The organism is Mesorhizobium sp. M6A.T.Cr.TU.014.01.1.1 (assembly GCF_004022765.1).
In the GTDB taxonomy this organism is placed as follows: Bacteria; Pseudomonadota; Alphaproteobacteria; order Rhizobiales; family Rhizobiaceae; genus Mesorhizobium; species Mesorhizobium mediterraneum.
This window is the reverse complement of record NZ_RZPG01000029.1, coordinates 66134-82122: the sequence shown is the minus strand read 5'-3', so window position 1 is coordinate 82122 and position 15989 is coordinate 66134. Positions and strand designations below refer to the sequence as shown.

The 15989-nt window shown below is 60.0% G+C and carries 19 protein-coding genes; 9 read left to right on the top strand and 10 right to left on the bottom strand.

Annotation, left to right across the window (positions count from 1 at the left end):
• Positions 1 to 47: 47 nt before the first annotated feature.
• Positions 48 to 953, bottom strand: a complete 906-nt coding sequence (locus EN885_RS27030; RefSeq protein ID WP_128244284.1) for an alpha/beta hydrolase — start codon at positions 951 to 953, stop codon at positions 48 to 50.
• A 458-nt stretch (positions 954 to 1411) separates the two neighbouring features.
• Between EN885_RS27030 and EN885_RS33690 the strand changes: the two genes are divergently transcribed.
• On the top strand, positions 1412 to 1711 hold the full coding sequence (locus EN885_RS33690; RefSeq protein ID WP_164897921.1) for a hypothetical protein: 300 nt from the start codon (positions 1412 to 1414) through the stop codon (positions 1709 to 1711).
• A gap of 308 nt (positions 1712 to 2019) precedes the next feature.
• Here the strand turns inward: EN885_RS33690 and EN885_RS27020 are convergent, their stop codons facing one another.
• The gene (locus EN885_RS27020; protein ID WP_128244286.1) at positions 2020 to 2451 is read right to left on the bottom strand and encodes a hypothetical protein; all 432 of its coding nucleotides are present in this window, start codon (positions 2449 to 2451) and stop codon (positions 2020 to 2022) included.
• A 275-nt stretch (positions 2452 to 2726) separates the two neighbouring features.
• Between EN885_RS27020 and EN885_RS27015 the strand changes: the two genes are divergently transcribed.
• From EN885_RS27015 to EN885_RS27005, 3 genes are all read left to right on the top strand, one after another.
• Entirely contained in the window at positions 2727 to 3158 is a 432-nt protein-coding gene (locus tag EN885_RS27015) for a dihydrofolate reductase (protein WP_128244287.1), read from the top strand.
• 184 nt (positions 3159 to 3342) lie between these two features.
• On the top strand, positions 3343 to 4278 hold the full coding sequence (locus EN885_RS27010) for a hypothetical protein (protein WP_128244288.1): 936 nt from the start codon (positions 3343 to 3345) through the stop codon (positions 4276 to 4278).
• Between the two features lie 56 nt (positions 4279 to 4334).
• Positions 4335 to 4832 carry a DinB family protein gene (locus EN885_RS27005; protein ID WP_128244289.1) on the top strand — a complete coding sequence of 166 codons (498 nt, stop codon included), beginning with the start codon at positions 4335 to 4337 and terminating at the stop codon, positions 4830 to 4832.
• Between the two features lie 202 nt (positions 4833 to 5034).
• Here the strand turns inward: EN885_RS27005 and EN885_RS27000 are convergent, their stop codons facing one another.
• From EN885_RS27000 to EN885_RS26980, 5 genes are all read right to left on the bottom strand, one after another.
• Entirely contained in the window at positions 5035 to 6558 is a 1524-nt protein-coding gene (locus EN885_RS27000; RefSeq protein ID WP_245493153.1) for a serine hydrolase, read from the bottom strand.
• 264 nt (positions 6559 to 6822) lie between these two features.
• Positions 6823 to 7398: a dihydrofolate reductase family protein gene (locus EN885_RS26995; protein WP_128244291.1), complete on the bottom strand. Its 576-nt coding sequence runs from the start codon at positions 7396 to 7398 to the stop codon at positions 6823 to 6825.
• Positions 7399 to 7528: 130 nt separating this feature from the next.
• Positions 7529 to 8053: an SRPBCC family protein gene (locus tag EN885_RS26990; RefSeq protein WP_128244294.1), complete on the bottom strand. Its 525-nt coding sequence runs from the start codon at positions 8051 to 8053 to the stop codon at positions 7529 to 7531.
• A 5-nt stretch (positions 8054 to 8058) separates the two neighbouring features.
• The gene (locus EN885_RS26985) at positions 8059 to 8448 is read right to left on the bottom strand and encodes a metalloregulator ArsR/SmtB family transcription factor (RefSeq protein WP_127203975.1); all 390 of its coding nucleotides are present in this window, start codon (positions 8446 to 8448) and stop codon (positions 8059 to 8061) included.
• A 150-nt stretch (positions 8449 to 8598) separates the two neighbouring features.
• Positions 8599 to 9234, bottom strand: coding sequence for an ankyrin repeat domain-containing protein (locus EN885_RS26980; protein ID WP_127203974.1), 636 nt, complete (start codon positions 9232 to 9234; stop codon positions 8599 to 8601).
• A 128-nt stretch (positions 9235 to 9362) separates the two neighbouring features.
• Between EN885_RS26980 and EN885_RS26975 the strand changes: the two genes are divergently transcribed.
• The 4 genes from EN885_RS26975 to EN885_RS26960 all read left to right on the top strand — a co-directional run bounded on the left by EN885_RS26975 (position 9363) and on the right by EN885_RS26960 (position 12648).
• On the top strand, positions 9363 to 9932 hold the full coding sequence (locus tag EN885_RS26975; protein WP_128244292.1) for a histidine phosphatase family protein: 570 nt from the start codon (positions 9363 to 9365) through the stop codon (positions 9930 to 9932).
• 87 nt (positions 9933 to 10019) lie between these two features.
• Entirely contained in the window at positions 10020 to 10412 is a 393-nt protein-coding gene (locus tag EN885_RS26970) for a VOC family protein (protein ID WP_128244293.1), read from the top strand.
• Between the two features lie 254 nt (positions 10413 to 10666).
• The gene (locus EN885_RS26965) at positions 10667 to 11677 is read left to right on the top strand and encodes a DUF4105 domain-containing protein (RefSeq protein WP_128335235.1); all 1011 of its coding nucleotides are present in this window, start codon (positions 10667 to 10669) and stop codon (positions 11675 to 11677) included.
• A gap of 116 nt (positions 11678 to 11793) precedes the next feature.
• On the top strand, positions 11794 to 12648 hold the full coding sequence (locus EN885_RS26960; protein WP_128242227.1) for an aldo/keto reductase: 855 nt from the start codon (positions 11794 to 11796) through the stop codon (positions 12646 to 12648).
• Between the two features lie 121 nt (positions 12649 to 12769).
• On the opposite strand, the gene EN885_RS26955 is transcribed toward EN885_RS26960, so the two are convergent.
• From EN885_RS26955 to EN885_RS26945, 3 genes are all read right to left on the bottom strand, one after another.
• Positions 12770 to 13075 carry a hypothetical protein gene (locus tag EN885_RS26955; RefSeq protein WP_128242226.1) on the bottom strand — a complete coding sequence of 102 codons (306 nt, stop codon included), beginning with the start codon at positions 13073 to 13075 and terminating at the stop codon, positions 12770 to 12772.
• Positions 13076 to 13220: 145 nt separating this feature from the next.
• Positions 13221 to 14027 carry a class I SAM-dependent methyltransferase gene (locus tag EN885_RS26950; protein ID WP_128242225.1) on the bottom strand — a complete coding sequence of 269 codons (807 nt, stop codon included), beginning with the start codon at positions 14025 to 14027 and terminating at the stop codon, positions 13221 to 13223.
• Between the two features lie 215 nt (positions 14028 to 14242).
• The gene (locus EN885_RS26945) at positions 14243 to 14485 is read right to left on the bottom strand and encodes a hypothetical protein (protein ID WP_348631652.1); all 243 of its coding nucleotides are present in this window, start codon (positions 14483 to 14485) and stop codon (positions 14243 to 14245) included.
• Positions 14486 to 15209: 724 nt separating this feature from the next.
• Between EN885_RS26945 and EN885_RS26940 the strand changes: the two genes are divergently transcribed.
• A complete protein-coding gene (locus EN885_RS26940; RefSeq protein ID WP_245493149.1) occupies positions 15210 to 15620 on the top strand; it encodes a response regulator transcription factor in 411 nt (136 codons plus the stop codon).
• The last annotated feature ends 369 nt before the right edge of the window (positions 15621 to 15989 follow it).

Here is a 15989-nt window from a genome sequence, read left to right as displayed (position 1 = left end):
CGCTGGGACGAAGTCCGCTTTGCGCCGGCAGCTGCCTCACCCAAGGACTATAAATACTCGCGGACAAACATGCCCGCGCTCTGAAGAGCGCGCCTACCGGCACTCAACCCCGCATTCCAAACCGGCCAAGCGTGAATCATATGCGGCCAAATTTCGAGACGTGCTTTGACGTCAGCCGCGCCAGTGGCTTCCGCGAGCCGAGTTGCGTCCGACAACAGCGTCTCGGCCGAACCGACTTGTATCAGCATTGGTGGAAATCCGCTCAGATCGGCGAACAACGGCGAGATCAGGGGATCGCGCCGACCAACGCCATAGGGAACATAGGCGGTTGCCAGTTCCTCCAAATACGCCCGGTGGATGATAGGGTCGATCGCGTCCTTAGTTGATAGTGTCGCGCCGGACATCGAAAGGTCCGTCCAGGGCGAAACCAGCCAAAGACATCGCGGCAGCCGCTCCCCTGCCGCGCGCAATATACCGGCCAAGCACAGGGTGAGGTTGCCGCCCGCACTGTCTCCGCCGATCACGATGCGATCCGGCGCGATCCCTTGCCGGCTCAGAAAGCGCCATGCGGTGAGTGCATCTTCATGTTGCGCTGGGAAAGGATGTTCCGGTGCGCGCCGATAATCGATCGCGAGGGTGCGCATTCCCATTGCTCGACCTGCCTCGGTCACCATTCGACGATGACTTTTGAGCGAGCCTGAGCAGTAGCCACCACCGTGGAAAAAGAGCAGAACCTTATCCCTGTCGCTCTCAGGCGCTAGGGACCACTCTCCCTCGAGGCCATCGAAAACCGCATCCTCGCATCGGATGTCGTCCGCAATCGGCCACACCGAACCAACCTCGTCGAGCCGTGCCCGGCGTCCGTCCCAGCTCATCGGTCGCGGCTTTGACGTCAACAACCTGCGGACGGCGTTGATCTCCGTCAGATCGAGGTGTTCGTCCACATCGCTCATTTTGCTTCCCTAGCCTCATCAAGCGTAGAAAACCGGCGGACGGCAGCAGCCATACGCATCCAACAAAGCGCCAATGCCAGCGCTGGAAATTTTTCGTTACAATTGAATACATGGGACGACAGTTCGCCCGCAAACCCGCTCGTCGTCTTTTAGCACTGACCCACCTTTTAGCACTGACCACCCCCGCACATGGTCGAATATTTCCATCTGATACTCGGCCGCTTCGGTCACAAAGCTGTCGTTCAAGATGAAACATGGTACTCGGGCGGCGCGCGAGAGGCTGGTGTTCGAAAGCGACGCCTAAGGGGCCTAATCGAAACGCCAGCCTGTCGCCTTGCGCGGACGGCCGATGCGGTTCGCCGAAGGCATTATCGGGTCGAGGCTCGGATCGTCGATATTGCCGAAAAAGGGCATCGGCTCTATCTGCATCTGGAGTCCAAATACTGGAGGACAGCACAATGAAGCACGTTCTCGCATTTGCACTCTTCATCGGCGCCGGATCGCTGTTTGCCACGGCAGCCTATGCCGAACCGCCGGACCATGCCCGCAACGATGACGCATCGCTCCATCCCGGTCATCAAGGGCACCTGTCGAGCGGCCGGGAATACCCAGGAAGACCTGCCACTGAGTTCCACGAGAGCCTAGAGGCGGAAGGAGAGCCGAGCTTTCCGACCGGTCCGGGTGGGTGGGCCGAGCAACAGAGCGACGGCGCTAACGCCCAGCGTAGCAGCGCCGACGCAACGGCCGAGGGCAGGTAAACACAGGTCCTGACGGGTAAATCGGCAATGGCCGGTGCATGCACCGGCCGTGATCCCGATCGCGGGAGAGCAGGAAGAAAATGACTGCGGCATGGATCGCAGGTCCATGAGGCCTAAACGGTGCTGATCGTTGATCGTGCGAAGGTGATCGATGACCGGCTGACGGTCGTACATGAGAGCCGCGCGCTTGCCGCGCCGCGATGACATCCTCAACCTCGGCTGAATGCGGCTGTTGCCCTTATCGATAACGGAATGCCAGCGGAGCAAGAACGAGTAACTCCGGCCTGAATTGCGTCAGATGCGAAATCCTATGCGAACAAGCCGACTGCTCGATCGTAAAAATGGTCGAGAGCGCAGCGCCTGGCGGCAATCCGGGCGGCTTCAAGCAATTCCTCGCGACCCGAGGCGCCGTCCTTGTAGGTTGCGATCACCGCGCGCGCGATCATTTCGGCGTCCTCGTTGTCAAGCTCCGCTTCGCCGGACCGCAAAATTTCGCGAACCACACCCCTCAAGAGATCCAGTTCAATGGTTGAAAAGACGCCCATATGGGGCGCGGATGTGCACTCCACCGCCATCTGAATTCCTCCCGTCGTCACGATATCAAACGCGTGAGAGATTACAACTAAAGTATTAGGCGGGCGCTTCGGAGATCGTTCGGCCGCTGCAACCTTGCTATGCCGCATTTGCCCGAACTGCCGCGAAATGCTTTTGTCACGTTGGGCTAACAGAAATGGTGCCATCTCATTGCCGAAGCGTCCGCAGACAACAATCGACGTCGAGGAGATGGACGGTCGCTGGTATATTAAAGTGAACGTCGAGGGTCGCGATAGGCGGCCCTGGCCCCTTCAAATCACGTGAAGATGCACGGCGAACGAGCAGCGCGATCGATTGAGAGATGAAGGCAAGTATTAGCGTTTGAGGCGGTTGCCGGACGCAACGCCTGACTGAAACACGTTGCGCCGCATGACGTGCAAACGTCGCTAATGCGATCAGACCGGCTATCGGTGGAGTACTCATGAAGAAGACTGTCGTTAGGGTTGTCTGTGCCATCGGCCAGGCAGGGCAGCTCGGCCTCAAAGGCGGCCTCCCATGGGAAGGCAACCGGTCGCCGGAGTTCGTGGCCGACGTTGCACGGTTTTTCGACCTCACCAGAGGACACGTCTTGCTCGCCGGCCCCAAGACGATCGCGAGCGTTCCGGATTTTGCTCGCGCGGATCGGGAACTTGTCGTTGTTCGCTCCAGCATGGATCCCGAGGACACGCTCCAGCGCTTTGCCGGCCGTGTCGTTTTCATCGGCGGCGGTCCACCGGTGTGGGACGCCTACGCGCGCTTCGTCAGCCACCGGGATGTCACCCGGCTGCCTTATGACGGGCCGGCGGACCGCTGGTTCGATGCCAGATGGCTTACCGGAGGTGGCGAGGTTGCCAGAAATCACCGCGACCAATGAAGGCTCGGCTCGTTTCGATCCGGGGAACATTTAGACCACGTCGCGACCCAAGTTCCAGTCCGCGTTTTCTGCGACTTTGACCCTAGGGTGATTTCCAGTCGTTGACGCCCCTACGAAAACGTAGGTGTTGAAGCGGAATGGTATTAATCTGCGCGGTCTGGGGCTTCAGGGACGCGGCAAAAGAATGGATTTCAACTCAGGGCAAAGCTATTTCCTCATCGGCGGCCTCATCCTGGTCGGTGCTGGGCTTCTGATCCTTTCGCTGATCGTCAATCTTCGTGTGGCACACAGCGTGCGCCACGATATGCGCCATCGTGAAAAGCTGCTGGAATATTATCGCAACATCTTTTCCCAGCTTGGCGTGATCCTGATCGGTATTGGCGTTTCTCTGTTCATCTTCTTTTTTCAGCAGAATTATCAGGACCAGCGCAAACGCGAAACGGAGCTCCAGCTGGTTCTCGCCAAATTGGCCGCGCGCATTGCTCGCGGCGCCGCCGTCGTCGAATACCTTGGCGAATTCGATGCGTTGCTGGATGATGGCGGGCCCTACGTCAGCCCGGAACTCGGTGGAACGAACACTGCGATCAGCGCACACGGGGCGGAACTCGGCAAGCAGGTCGCCAGTATCTTTTTGGTTGAGCGCGACGTTGAGGTTCAAGCGTTCGAGATCCTGAATTTGTCGCGCGATTTCGAAGCATCGTTCGTCGTCAACGAACTTGATCCCTCGCTGTGGTTCAACATCGTCCGGGATGAGAGCGAGATCAAATATGCCACCACGCAGCTCGCCCTCGACTACAAGGACCTGCAGGATGCGATCGGCGGAGACTCAATCGCGGTTGCGATCGCAAATCCTGGAAAGGAGGCAAAGATCAAGCAGGAGGTGCTCGACATCTTTTATGATGCCGACCTCTTGCGCCAGCGCAGCAGGAGACTTCTCGGCCGTGCGTGCTGGCTTTTCAGCGAGGGGCGGAACTTCGTCAACCTTGGACCGGTCAACGAGATCGAAGCCGATGCCAAGTCGCACCAGGAGTGGATCGACCGGTCGAAACCCTTCCTGACGCAGTTGAAATCGGGAAGCGGCGATTGCTTCAAATTGCTCCAGTTCGGCCCGGCGTCCTGAGTTGAGACCAGCGGTCATTCTCCACCGAACATCGATAACCATTGGAGCCCGAGAAAATGATCTCATCCGGATACTGCCGACTTATGGCCCGTTACAACACTTGGCAGAATACCTCTTTGGTAACCGCCGCTGATGGGCTCACGAATGTGGATCGCTGGAAGGATCGAGGTGCGTTCTTCCAATCGATCGCAGCTACGTTGAACCATCTTTATTGGGCTGATGCCCTGATTCTACAGCGAATAAAGGGGAACGAGCGCCCAGAGGAAATCATCAAGCACTCCCTCACAAGCCCATCGGATTGGGATGACTTCAAGACGCTTCGTTTGCAACGGAACGAGGAAATCGAAGAGTGGGCAGCACGATTGCTCGACGCGGACCTCAACGGGATGGTTGTTTGGTATCCTGGGGGAGGTTCAACGCGGATCGAGAAGCCAAAGGCTCTCTGTGTTGTTGAACTCTTCAACCATCAGACCCAACACCGGGGTCAGGTCCACGCGATGTTAACAGCAGCGGGTGCAGAACCAGAGCCAACTGACCTTTCGATGCTGGCATAGCTTGTCCGCTATGGGCTGATTGCGGGCGAGTGCTTTGTCGCGAAACTCCCGATTAAAACGACAGTTCTGCACCCGACTTCTGCGACAGATATGATCCATGACGACGGCCACCTGCAAGGTCAGCTTTCAGAGCCGTCACTTCCTGACATGAACGGCCGAGATGGGATCGAACTCGGTCGTTCAGATTGATCGGGTTTTGACCCTAATCTCCCACGCGCCGCAGTGTGCCGAGATGATTGTCGTCGAGAAACTCTATGGTCATGGCCGACGCCTTGCCGTCGGGGCCGACGACAAAGCCTACGCCGGCGGGCCTGTCCGGCGTCTCGGCGTCCGGGAAGGTCAGGAAGAGGTCGCCGTCGAAATGCTTCAATGAATAGGACCGGGCGCCGGCTGGCCCGACCTTGAGCACAAGAGCGTCTCCCGCACTCGACACGACCGCATCGCCGATGAAGTCGTTGGAATAACGGCCTGCATAGGCGCTGGCCGGTCCGGCTGGCCTTGCCGGAGACGGTGGCGCGGCATAGGTGGCCTTGGCCCTCGCGACCGCCGGGCCGAACAGGCTCGCATAGGTGTCATCCCATGCCTTGACCCAATCCTTCTCGACCGTTCCGTCAAAGGCGAGATCGGCGAAGCTGTCGGACAGCCCTTCCGGCACGCCTGTCGAAAAGGCATTGGCGACGATGACGATGCCAAGCTTCTCCTCCGGAAAAAGTGTCACCAGGGTGCGGGCGCCGACGCTGAAGGCGCCGGCATGGCCCCAGCTCAGGCCATGCCGGCCGAATTCGACATTCCAGCCGAGGCCGTAGAAGGACGTGCCGCCTGAGACGGGGTTCTTGCCGCGGGCCATCAGGGGAACATGCGTCTGGTCCAGCGCGTCGGCTTTAATGAGTGTCTCACCGGCATAGACCCCATTGCCGAGCACGAGGCGCACCCATTGCGAGAGATCGCGTGCCGTGGAGCTGACGCCGCCTGCGGGCGCCTGCGCATCCGGGTCGCGCTTTACCTTCGCGGTCCAGACGCCGTCGATCTTGACGTGGAGCGCGGCGCGATTGGCGTGCTTGATGAAGTCCGCATGACGGGAGCTGGTCGAGGCCATTCCAAGCGGTCGGTAGAGCTTCTCCTCGGCGATCTCCTCCCAAGGCTTGCCCGTTGGCTTCGCGGCCGCGACGGCACCCTCGGTCAGTCCGAAATTGCTGTAGGAGTAGCCGGCACGAAAGCTCGACGATGGTGACACGAACCGCAGACGACGCAGGATCTCCGCGCGGTCGTAGCCAATGTCCTCGAGGTCGTCGCCGGCGGTGCCGGGAAGTCCGCTGCGGTGGGCGAACAGGTCGCGGACCGTGAGCTCACTGGTCGGATAGGGCTCGGCGAGCCGGAAGGCCAGATCGAGATCGGCGATCTTCGCATCCCAGGAAACGATTTCCCCGCTGACCAGCGCCGCCACTATCGTTGCGGAGACCGGCTTGGAGAGGGAGGCGATCTGGAACACCGTGTCGGCGTCGACGGCCTCCGGCTTGCCGGCCTCGCGATGCCCGAACCCCTTGAGGAAGACCACCTTGTCGCCGTGGACGACCCCGATGGCGAGACCAGGCACCCCACCATCCGCGACGACGCCTTCGGCAAGCGCCTCGAGCTTCGACAGGGCTGCCGCGATCCGGTCTGGCGTAATGGTGTCGGCCGACGCCGCATGCGGCGAAAGCATCATGACGGCGATGAAGGCCCACATCCCCCAACGGCGGAGAGTCCGATCCGGTCGCACGCTCCAGCTCCTCCCCTGCATTCACCGTTCATAGTACAGGCCCGCGCAGGAAAGGCCAACACTCAGGATGATCCAATGTGGCAAAGCTCCGCGATGGTCCGGATTGTGTCACGACCGGACCTTTGCCGGCGCGAAGCTCGCCCCGAGCCTTTGCGGTCGTTCAGTTTCAACGGCAGGTTTCGCTCCTGATGGACGGCCTGCGCCTCGGCGCTGCGAAGTCTGCGAAGACCGTTAGCCAATTCCATAGACCAGGCTCACGCGCCCATCCGAAAGCTGCCCGACCTTCCGCAATTCGAGCCCACGACGATTTTGCGTCGTCGCAAACAGCGCCTTCCCGTCGCCGACGAGCAGCGGATAGACGATCAGCCGGAGCTCATCCACCAGCCCGGCATCAATGAGGCTCGCCGCAATTTGGGCGCCGCCCATGAGATAGATGTCCTTGCCGGGCTGCTGCTTGAGGGCAGCGATGTCGTCGAAGGTGCGCACGAAGCGCGTCTTCGGCCAAAGCGCCGAAGTCATCGTGTTCGACAGCACATAATGCGGGGTCCGTTCGGCAAAGCGGGCCCATTCGAGCTCGGCCGGCGTCGGCAATTTGCCGGTCATCGGCAGCGGCGTGTCCGGCTCGTTCTGTATCGCGGTCCAATAGCGCTCGTAGCCGGCATACATGGCCCTACCGAGCAGGCAGGCGTCGATTTGCGGCATCAGGCCGTATTCCTCCGACCATGCGTCGACCCAATCCGCGTATCCCTCGGGTCCCTCCATCTTGCCGTCGAGGGAAATCTTCATTCCGGTGATCAATTTGCGCATGACTTCCTCCATCGGGCTTGCGAAATGCAAGCACGTCTCATCGTCGGTTCGTTGCTGGTGTGCGAGCTTTCCAGGGGCGGATGCCGGTAGAGGCTCGGCGGTGACTTCAGGGCTGGCCGACGCGATCGTGTCAGGCCGGCAGGCGGCGGTCGTATTCTTCGCGCAGGCGGCTCCAGCCATCCCAAAACGAGGTCGGCGTCTTGCCCGCGAGGCGGGCGGCCAGCATGTCGAGGTGCATGTGCCAGCCGGCGGTGACGTTGAGCTGGGTTGCGCGTTCCGGCAGCCGGCGATGGATGACGGTGAGCAGCACATCATTGCCCTCCGGCTCCAGCAAGAAGGAAACCCCGCCGGTGTTTCCCCAGGTGATCGCGAGCTTGCGCGGCGCATCGAGTTCGGTAATGCGGCCCTCCATCCGATGCTCTTCGGGAAAACCTGCGGGGCGCTGGCCAGGCGGATCGGTCAGCTCGTCGTTACGCCAGACGAGCTCGAACGACGTGCCGGCCTTCATTTCCATCTGGCCCGCAGCCATCCACTGCCGACGCAAGTCACTCTCGGTGAGATAAGCCCAGACGCGCTCGATGGGACCGGGCAAAAGGCGTTGAATGGTGAACGTGACGGGCTCGGTCAGCTCGCCATAGGCTTCGATGCTTTTCATCTGGTTCACTGGTCGTCTCCTTCTTTTGAGTTGGGCGATTTCTTGGAACGATCCTGGGCTTTGCGTGCGTCCTCCTCGCGAAGGAGGCGTTCGAGAACGTCGAGACGGCTGGTCCAGAAGCGCTCGTAGAAGCCTAGCCACTGATGGGCGCTGGCCAGCGGTCCGGGTTCGAGCCGGCAGACATGCGTCCGGCCCCTCACCTCTCGGCGGATAAGCCCTGCGTTCTCCAACGCCTTGATGTGCTTGGAGGCGGCGGCAAGCGACATGGCGAAGGGTTGCGCCAACTGGCTCACCGTTCGCTCGCCGCCGGCGAGATCGCGAAGCATGTGCCGGCGGGTGGCGTCGCCAAGCGCGTGAAAGACCGAGTCCATCTGGGGTGTCTCTAATTCAACCATGTAGTTGAATATAGACGCGCGCTTTCAGACAGTCAACCATTTGGTTGAATGATTTTGGAAGAGGACTCCACAGGCGACCTGCGGCGATCGAGGACTCGGCTAGCGCAAGACCACGGACAGGGTCACTGCGGCGGAAGCGGTGCGAAACCTTCACTTACCTTCGAAGAAAGTATGAATCGAGGTTTCCAGCTTTTCGATGAGTTGAGGGTTATGGCAGCTTCCAGCCCAGATCAGGGCGTTCAGTCTCATATCCTTGTTGAGAAAGTTCATTTTCCGAGAATCAAGCAGGTATCCCGCGACGTCGTAGTGCCGTCCCTTGATAGCCTCGATAAGCGCGTTGTTTCTTCCGGTCTTATCACTCAGATTCACGTCGGCGCCATTCTCGACAAGCAGCTTAACGACATCCAGATGCCCGTTCTTTGCTGCTTCGATAAGGGCCGTCCTGCCGTAGTATTCGGCTCTTGCATTGATCTCTATTTCGGGATGTTTCACGAGAGCTAGAATGGATGCGTAGTGGCCCTTGGCCGAAGCGAGGCTCAAAGGCGTGCTCTTCCATGTGTTTCTGGAGTTCACATCGACAGCTGGGTGTTCGATCAACGCCTCGACCGCCGCGGTGCGGGCGTTGAGGGCTGCGAGATGAAGTGCTGACCAGCCGCCGCCGTCCGCCTCGTTGATATTGGCGCCGGCCGCCAACTCCGCTCGAACAGCCTGCGCATCGCCCCGTTCTGCCGCGAGCAGCAGATTCGACCAACCTCTCGCCCCTTCGGCTTCCAAGCTCTCGGTCAATGCAGTCGCCTCTCCGAATGCTCCCGCAGAATATCATTGTTCCGGTTCGGCCGACATCCATCGAATGACAGGCTTCCAGCGAAAAGTCTTCTCATTCGACAGCCCTATCGGATAAGGTGAGAAGCAAGATGCGAATTGGACGTCGGCGATTTCTGGTCCTGTCGCTCGGAGCGGCGGCCTTCGGCAAGGCACAAGCCTCCGAGCCACTTTGGGCAGCCCTGCGATCCGGAAAAGCTATCGCCTTGTTGCGCCATGCTGCCGCCCCGGGCTCCGGCGATCCCCCTGGCTTCAGGCTCGGTGATTGCAGCACACGGCGGAATCTGTCGGCAGAAGGTCGTGCGCAGTCCCGCGCGATCGGCGATCTGTTCCGTGCAAATGGTATCTCGTCGGCAGCCGTCTATTCGAGCCAGTGGTGTCGTTGCCTCGACACTGCTCGCCTGCTCGGTTTGGGCAAAGTTGTGCCTCTTGAGTTGCTCAATTCGTTCTTCGGCGACAGTGCGGCCGCAAAGGAGCACACCGCTGCCCTTTCGGCCCGGCTCCGCGGGCAGCGTTTCGGTGGACCAGCCGTTCTTGTCACGCATCAGGTCAACATCACCGGCTTGACCGGCGAGGTGCCGGATAGCGGCGAAATGATCATCGCCCGTATTCATGAAGCTGACCCCGTGCAGGTCATCGGGCATGTTGCCACGCCAGCTTGAGCATCATGGCCTTCGACCCCATCTCGTGCAGCGTCGCTTCAGTCGTGGAACAACGACGCGCGAGGAGAGATCAAAGGGAGTGATGGCATGGCTATCGATTTCAACCACACGATACTGTCGGCCCGCGACAGCGAGACGTCGGCAAAATTCCTGGCGGAAATGCTCGGCCTTCCAGCCCCGAGGCGCTGGGGACCTTTCCAGATGGTCACGACCGAAAACGGTGCCAACCTCGACTACATGGATACCTCAGGCGAAATCACGCCGCAGCATTATGCGTTCCTGGTCAGCGAAGCCGAATTCGACGCGATATTCGGTAGGATTCGTGAACGGGCGCTCCCCTACTGGGCTGACCCTGGCCGGGCGCAGCTGGGCGAGATCAATCACCACGACGGCGGCCGCGGTGTTTATTTCGAGGACCCGAGCGGTCACCTTCTCGAGATCATTACCCGTCAATACGGCAGCGGCGGATGGAACCCGTGATCGCTCGGTGACGTAGCCAGGCGGCGGACGCACTCAACTAGGTCATCATTTGATCGAACGGCCGATGCCGAACGCGCTCGTTTCGCGTGGGCACCTTGTGTTCACTCCAAGCCTGCGAAATCCGCGACAACAGTAGTATCAGACCGATTGGTGCTCCAATATGGACAAGTAGAGTTGCCTTCGAACGTCCCGTGAGAAATGGCATCCAGGCAATGATAGGCCGCCGGAGGGCAGCCCGCCAGAGGGGGGAATAAATGCGTCGCATCGCTCGGACCTCGCTTGCCATCATCCTTTCGCTAGCCGTCGCAATCCTGACTGCCTGGGCCGGACTTGCCATGTGGTATCGCCTGCCCGTGGCCGAGCTTGGACGGGCTGTGGGCGGCGTCCTTTTCATCTTGTTCGGCCTCGCCACCGTCATTGCGCTCTTCAGCCGATTTCGCATCAGGGCGCTTGTCCTGTTTGTGGCTGCGCTTGCTGTGGTTCTGGTTTGGTGGAGCACCATCAGACCTTTCGACCACGCGGACTGGGCGCCCGATGTCGCCCGTCAGGTGACCGGCACCCGCGACGGGAATCTGTTGACGCTGACGGACGTGCGCGACTTCGAATGGCGTAGCGACACTGATTTCACCGAACGCTGGACAACGCGGACCTACGACATCTCCAACGTTCAGACGGTCGACCTATTCATGTCTTATTGGTCCGGGACCAAAATCGCCCATGTCATCATAAGCTTCGGCTTTGCAGGAGGTGACTACCTTGCCTGGTCGATTGAGGTGCGGCGCCGTGCAGGCGGCAAGTTTTCACCCATGGCAGACCTGTTCAAGAGCAATCCCCTGGTCATTATTGCGGCTGACGAGCGAGACGTCGTCGGCGTCAGGTCAAACGTTCGGGGAGAGGATGTTCAAATTTATCGGCTAAAAGTGTCACCGGACGCGGCCCGGGCGCTCTTGCTGGAATACGTCATGGACGCAAATGCACTTTCCACGACGCCGGAGTTCTATAATTCCATCACGACGAACTGCACGACCACGATCGTCAAGATGATGCGAGCCGTCGGTGACGTGGTCCCGCTTGACTGGCGCCTGATCGTTAATGGCTATCTTCCCGAATATGCGTATGCACGGGGTGCGCTCGATAGCCGCTTGCCGATGTCGGCTTTGAGGGAGTTGGCCCACATTGACGGCCGTGCGCGGGAGTCAGGCCTTTCGCCAGATTTTTCAAGATTGATCCGGATTGGCGTGCCATCTCCCGTTCCAATTTATTGATCTCCAGGACCGTGTCACGGCGCATTTCCACTTTCTCCGCCTGTCGACTCGCCTTGGCGGACACCGAGCCTAGATAAGCACTGCGCTGGGGCGAAGCGATGCAGAAGGACCTGAGCATGCCTGAACAAAATACCCTGAATAAGCCTGAACAGATCACATTGAACGATGGCTCAGCCATTCCCCAGATCGGCCTTGGCGTGTGGCAGGTCGATCCAGCCATCACGAGCAAGGTGGTGAGTTGGGGAATCGAGGCCGGCTACAGGTTGATCGACACCGCCGAAGGCTACCAGAACGAGGAAGGCGTCGGGCAGGCGATCCGCACGGCTGGCGTGCCGAGAGGCGAGTTGTTCATCACCTCCAAGCTGCGCAATGGCGCGCATCAGCGTGACGCCGCCCTTCGGGCTTTCGACGAGACGATGAGCAAGCTCGGGATCGAAAAGATCGACCTGTTTCTGATCCACTGGCCAGTGCCCAGCCAGGATAAATATGTCGAGGCGTGGAAGACCCTGATCGAACTCAGGCAATCTGGCCGAATCAAGTCGATCGGCGTTTCGAATTTCAACCAGGACCATCTGGAGCGGATCATCGGCGAGACCGGGGTCACGCCCTCGGTCAACCAGATCGAGCTTCATCCCCGGTTTCAACAGCGCGGCATCAGAGATTTTCATAGCACGCACGACATCCGCATCGAAAGCTGGAGCCCGCTGGGCAGCGGCCGGCTATTGAGCGACCCGACCCTTGAAAAGCTCGCCGGAAAACATCGCAAGTCCGTGGCGCAGGTGATCATCAGATGGCACCTTCAGGAAGGGCTGATCGTCATACCAAAGTCGGTCCACCAGAACCGGATCGCCGCCAATTTCGATGTCTTCGATTTCGAGCTGGACGCGGCAGACCTTGCGCTCATTCGAGGCATGGACTCATCAGACGGTCGCACCGGGCCGAACCCCACCACGGCAGCGTTCCTGTTCTGAGGGAGCCGACGGCGAAGCTGCCAATCTCCCCCTCGTGGGGGAGATGCCAAGTTGGCAAAGAGGGCAGGACAGAGGGGGCGCTGTCCCGCCGGCCCGTTGAAATTGGCCCTTCCCGCTCACCTCATATCCCCGATCCATCCAGCAGCGGGACATCTTCTTCGTCCCAGGGGCTCGGCAATGAACCCTTGCTCAGATTGGCTGTCGGCAGCGGCATCCAGCATTTCAGCTCGGGTTCGGCGTATTCAACCACGCGTCCCGGGGACGAGTCGGAAGCACGCCACCCTTCGCTGCCGAACTGGTCGGCTCGAGACCAGTAAGCCAGGTCGACTTCGGCCGGTCCCTGCTCGGACGGCCGAACCGTGACAAGGATTCGGCTGCCATCCCTTGGCGCGTTCGACATGTGACGCCACCGATCGGGCTCGTCCATCGTATCTCCTCCTGACGCCGGCATGACGACCTCTTCTGTCCAGGCGAATAGTCGCTTCGCGTGCAAGGCCGGTCAACCCGAACTTTGCGCAGGACAGTCTATAGTTGGCAGCCTGCCGGTCCGTCGCGACATGGACTCGCGATCATCAGCGAACCTTGGCCTTGACCGCCCAGGCTCTGGTTTTCAGGGGAATGGACCCGTCCTCGCCGCGCGGCAAACTATCGCGGAGCCTCTCCATCAATTTCTGGCGAGCTGCGGGGGCGAGGCTCATGCAATAGCCGGGTGCGGGTCCCGCACCCAGGGTGAAGGGGTGCCAGTAGTCGTCAAAATCCTTGAATACGGCCGGCATTTCAAGCCGGGTGGAGTCGACGGAAACCAGACCGGCCTTCCTGGCGAGATCGGTCAATCCGTCTTGTGTGCAGAACGGAAAGCGCCTGTCCTCGGTAAGGTCGACAGCACCGGGGTCAAGCGCCGCCGCAGCGGTCCAGAAGGCCCGCATGAATTCCACCCCGCCGCCAGGATAATCCCAGACATAGAACCCAATCGTCGCGTCGCGGCGGGCCACCCGCCCCATCTCCGCGAGCGCCTTTTCCTTGTCGGGGATGAAGTTGAGAACAAGCGCCGACACGACCATGTCCTTGCTGCCCGATTCGGCAGACAGCGCCTGCGCATCGCCTGCGAGAAATTCGACGCGTTTGTCCGGCACGTTCGCCCGCGCCTTGGCGAGAAAACCCTCCGATGGGTCTATGGACACCAAGCCCCTGGGGTTGCAGCGCGCCAGGATGGCTGCCGACAGCGCTCCGGTTCCGCAACCCACCTCCAGCCAATCCAGCCCCTCCGTCGGATCGAGCCAATCCAGGAACAGTGGAGCGATCTGACGGCTCCATCGCCCCATATAGAGGTCGTAGCTATCCCCCGCCTGCCAGGCGTCGTGACGCGTTGCCTGAGCCATCGCAATCTCCTCCCCGAGATAATTTCAGAGCATTGGTCGGCAGCAAGAATACGCCCGCCGCAATCCCAGGAACAGAGGCGCAAGAGTGCGACTTGAGCTCGAAATGCATAATCAGAAGGATCGGACGCTGGACCTCTCCGGTCCCGAGGGAAATCGCCTGCTGACGCAGGCGATCGGTCGGCTGGTTTCGTGCGGCTCTCTGGACCGCTCGCCGACTATCGCCGCGTTGCCGTTCTGGGAAATTCCACCACGTCTGCGGGCGGACGCTTGTACTGGGCTGCAACAATTGCATCGATCAGAACATCCAGAGCCGCACGAGCCGTGCTGCTCGTCTCGTCATCGCCGCGCAAATAGTGGCAGGCTCGCTCAAGATGGAGGTGGGCGGCGGCAAAGTCGCTAGTCATGGATTCTCCTTTTGCCCGCCGTTCGACAAGGATGGCCCATTTCGATTTACCCAAAGGCGAATATCCACAGGTGGATTTGAATCAATTTTGGCCGGTTAACCAGATCTTCAGCATCTCAAGGCGACCTTGCTGTGCGGACATGTGTTGAGTTCCGCCTCAGGCAACAGACCCGCTCCGGAGGCCGGGGCGGGTTTTTGCTTGAATGTCGCCTGGGCAGAACTTGACATGGCGCGACGGCTGGAGGTCCGCCATTCGTCCAGGTTGGGCCAACCGGAGCAAGCATGCCTGACGTGGAAACCAGCCGCTACGCGCGCGCTCTCTTTCGCCCGACACCAGCAGATCGACGAGGGCGCGCACCCGGTCGGCCTAAAGCGCGCCGCATCAGCCGTAGTATCGATGCTACACATGCGTGCCAGGCTAGGGCAGCCGGGCCCGGCATGGCCCTAGCCTGGGTTACTGTTATAGCTACAGGTATATTAGTGATTTCTTGACAATCGCTTGGAGCTCTGCTTTCCTTGATTCATTGATAATTAAGTAAATCGTGCGTTTTTTTGGGGACGGTGTTCGCATGTCAACCTTGGTTGTTGCGGACCCGCGGGGAGTCTATCTCGCCGGTCTGGAGTGGGTTCTGCGGAAGGCTGGCCACAGCGTTGTGGCAAACTGCCATCGCATAATTGACGTTGTCCCGCATGTGGAGCGCCATCGGCCTGATATTGTCGTCATAGGCGTGGACATCGCCAGTCAGCAGACGGCCAGTCTCTCCTCTCGACTGAGAACTATGAACAGCGCGCTGGGCATAATTTTCATCCTGCAACCAAACGGCGGGTTCGGCGTCAAGGACATACAGGAGCTCGACGCCGACGGCTTGCTGCTGGACGGCATCAGCCATAGCTATCTTGTCGAATGCGTAAATGTCGTGGCGGCCGGTCGAAAATGGGTCGACAACAACATCCTCCAGCATCTCCTGATGCCGCGATCGCTGCCCCAGGCCGCACACAAGCTCACAGGGCGCGAGAAGGAAGTCGCCGACCTGGTTTCGCGTGGCTTGCGCAACAAGACCATCGCGCAACGGCTGCATGTTTCCGAAGGCACGGTGAAGATGCACTTGCACCACGTCTACGAGAAGCTCCACCTCGGCAGCAGGGCAGAGCTGGCCTGGGCGGCACATGGCAAAGGCGCTCGGGAATAGGCCACAAGAGCGGCCTTTGATCTTCACTTTCGGTCAGGCGGCGAGGCTGCCTGCGTCAGCGCGATACCGGCAGCAGGCCGGGAAACCCCCGCATATCGATCGCCCGTACGCCAACACGGTCATCCGCAAGCGCCTGTCGCGGCTCAATCTATCGAAGGATGTATATCGTTCGATCAGGTAGGGGCATTGACCATAACACTATCAAACCGCGAATGGACGCGTCCTCTTCATCGGCGGCACAGTGAAGTTGGAGGGCTGCATTTCAGTACGCGATCTTCCTTACAGAGGGGAAGGGGTCTTCCCAAAACAAACAGTGAACGTGGACTCCGCGTGAGTCCGAGCCGTGTGCATAACTGCTGCTACGGTGAA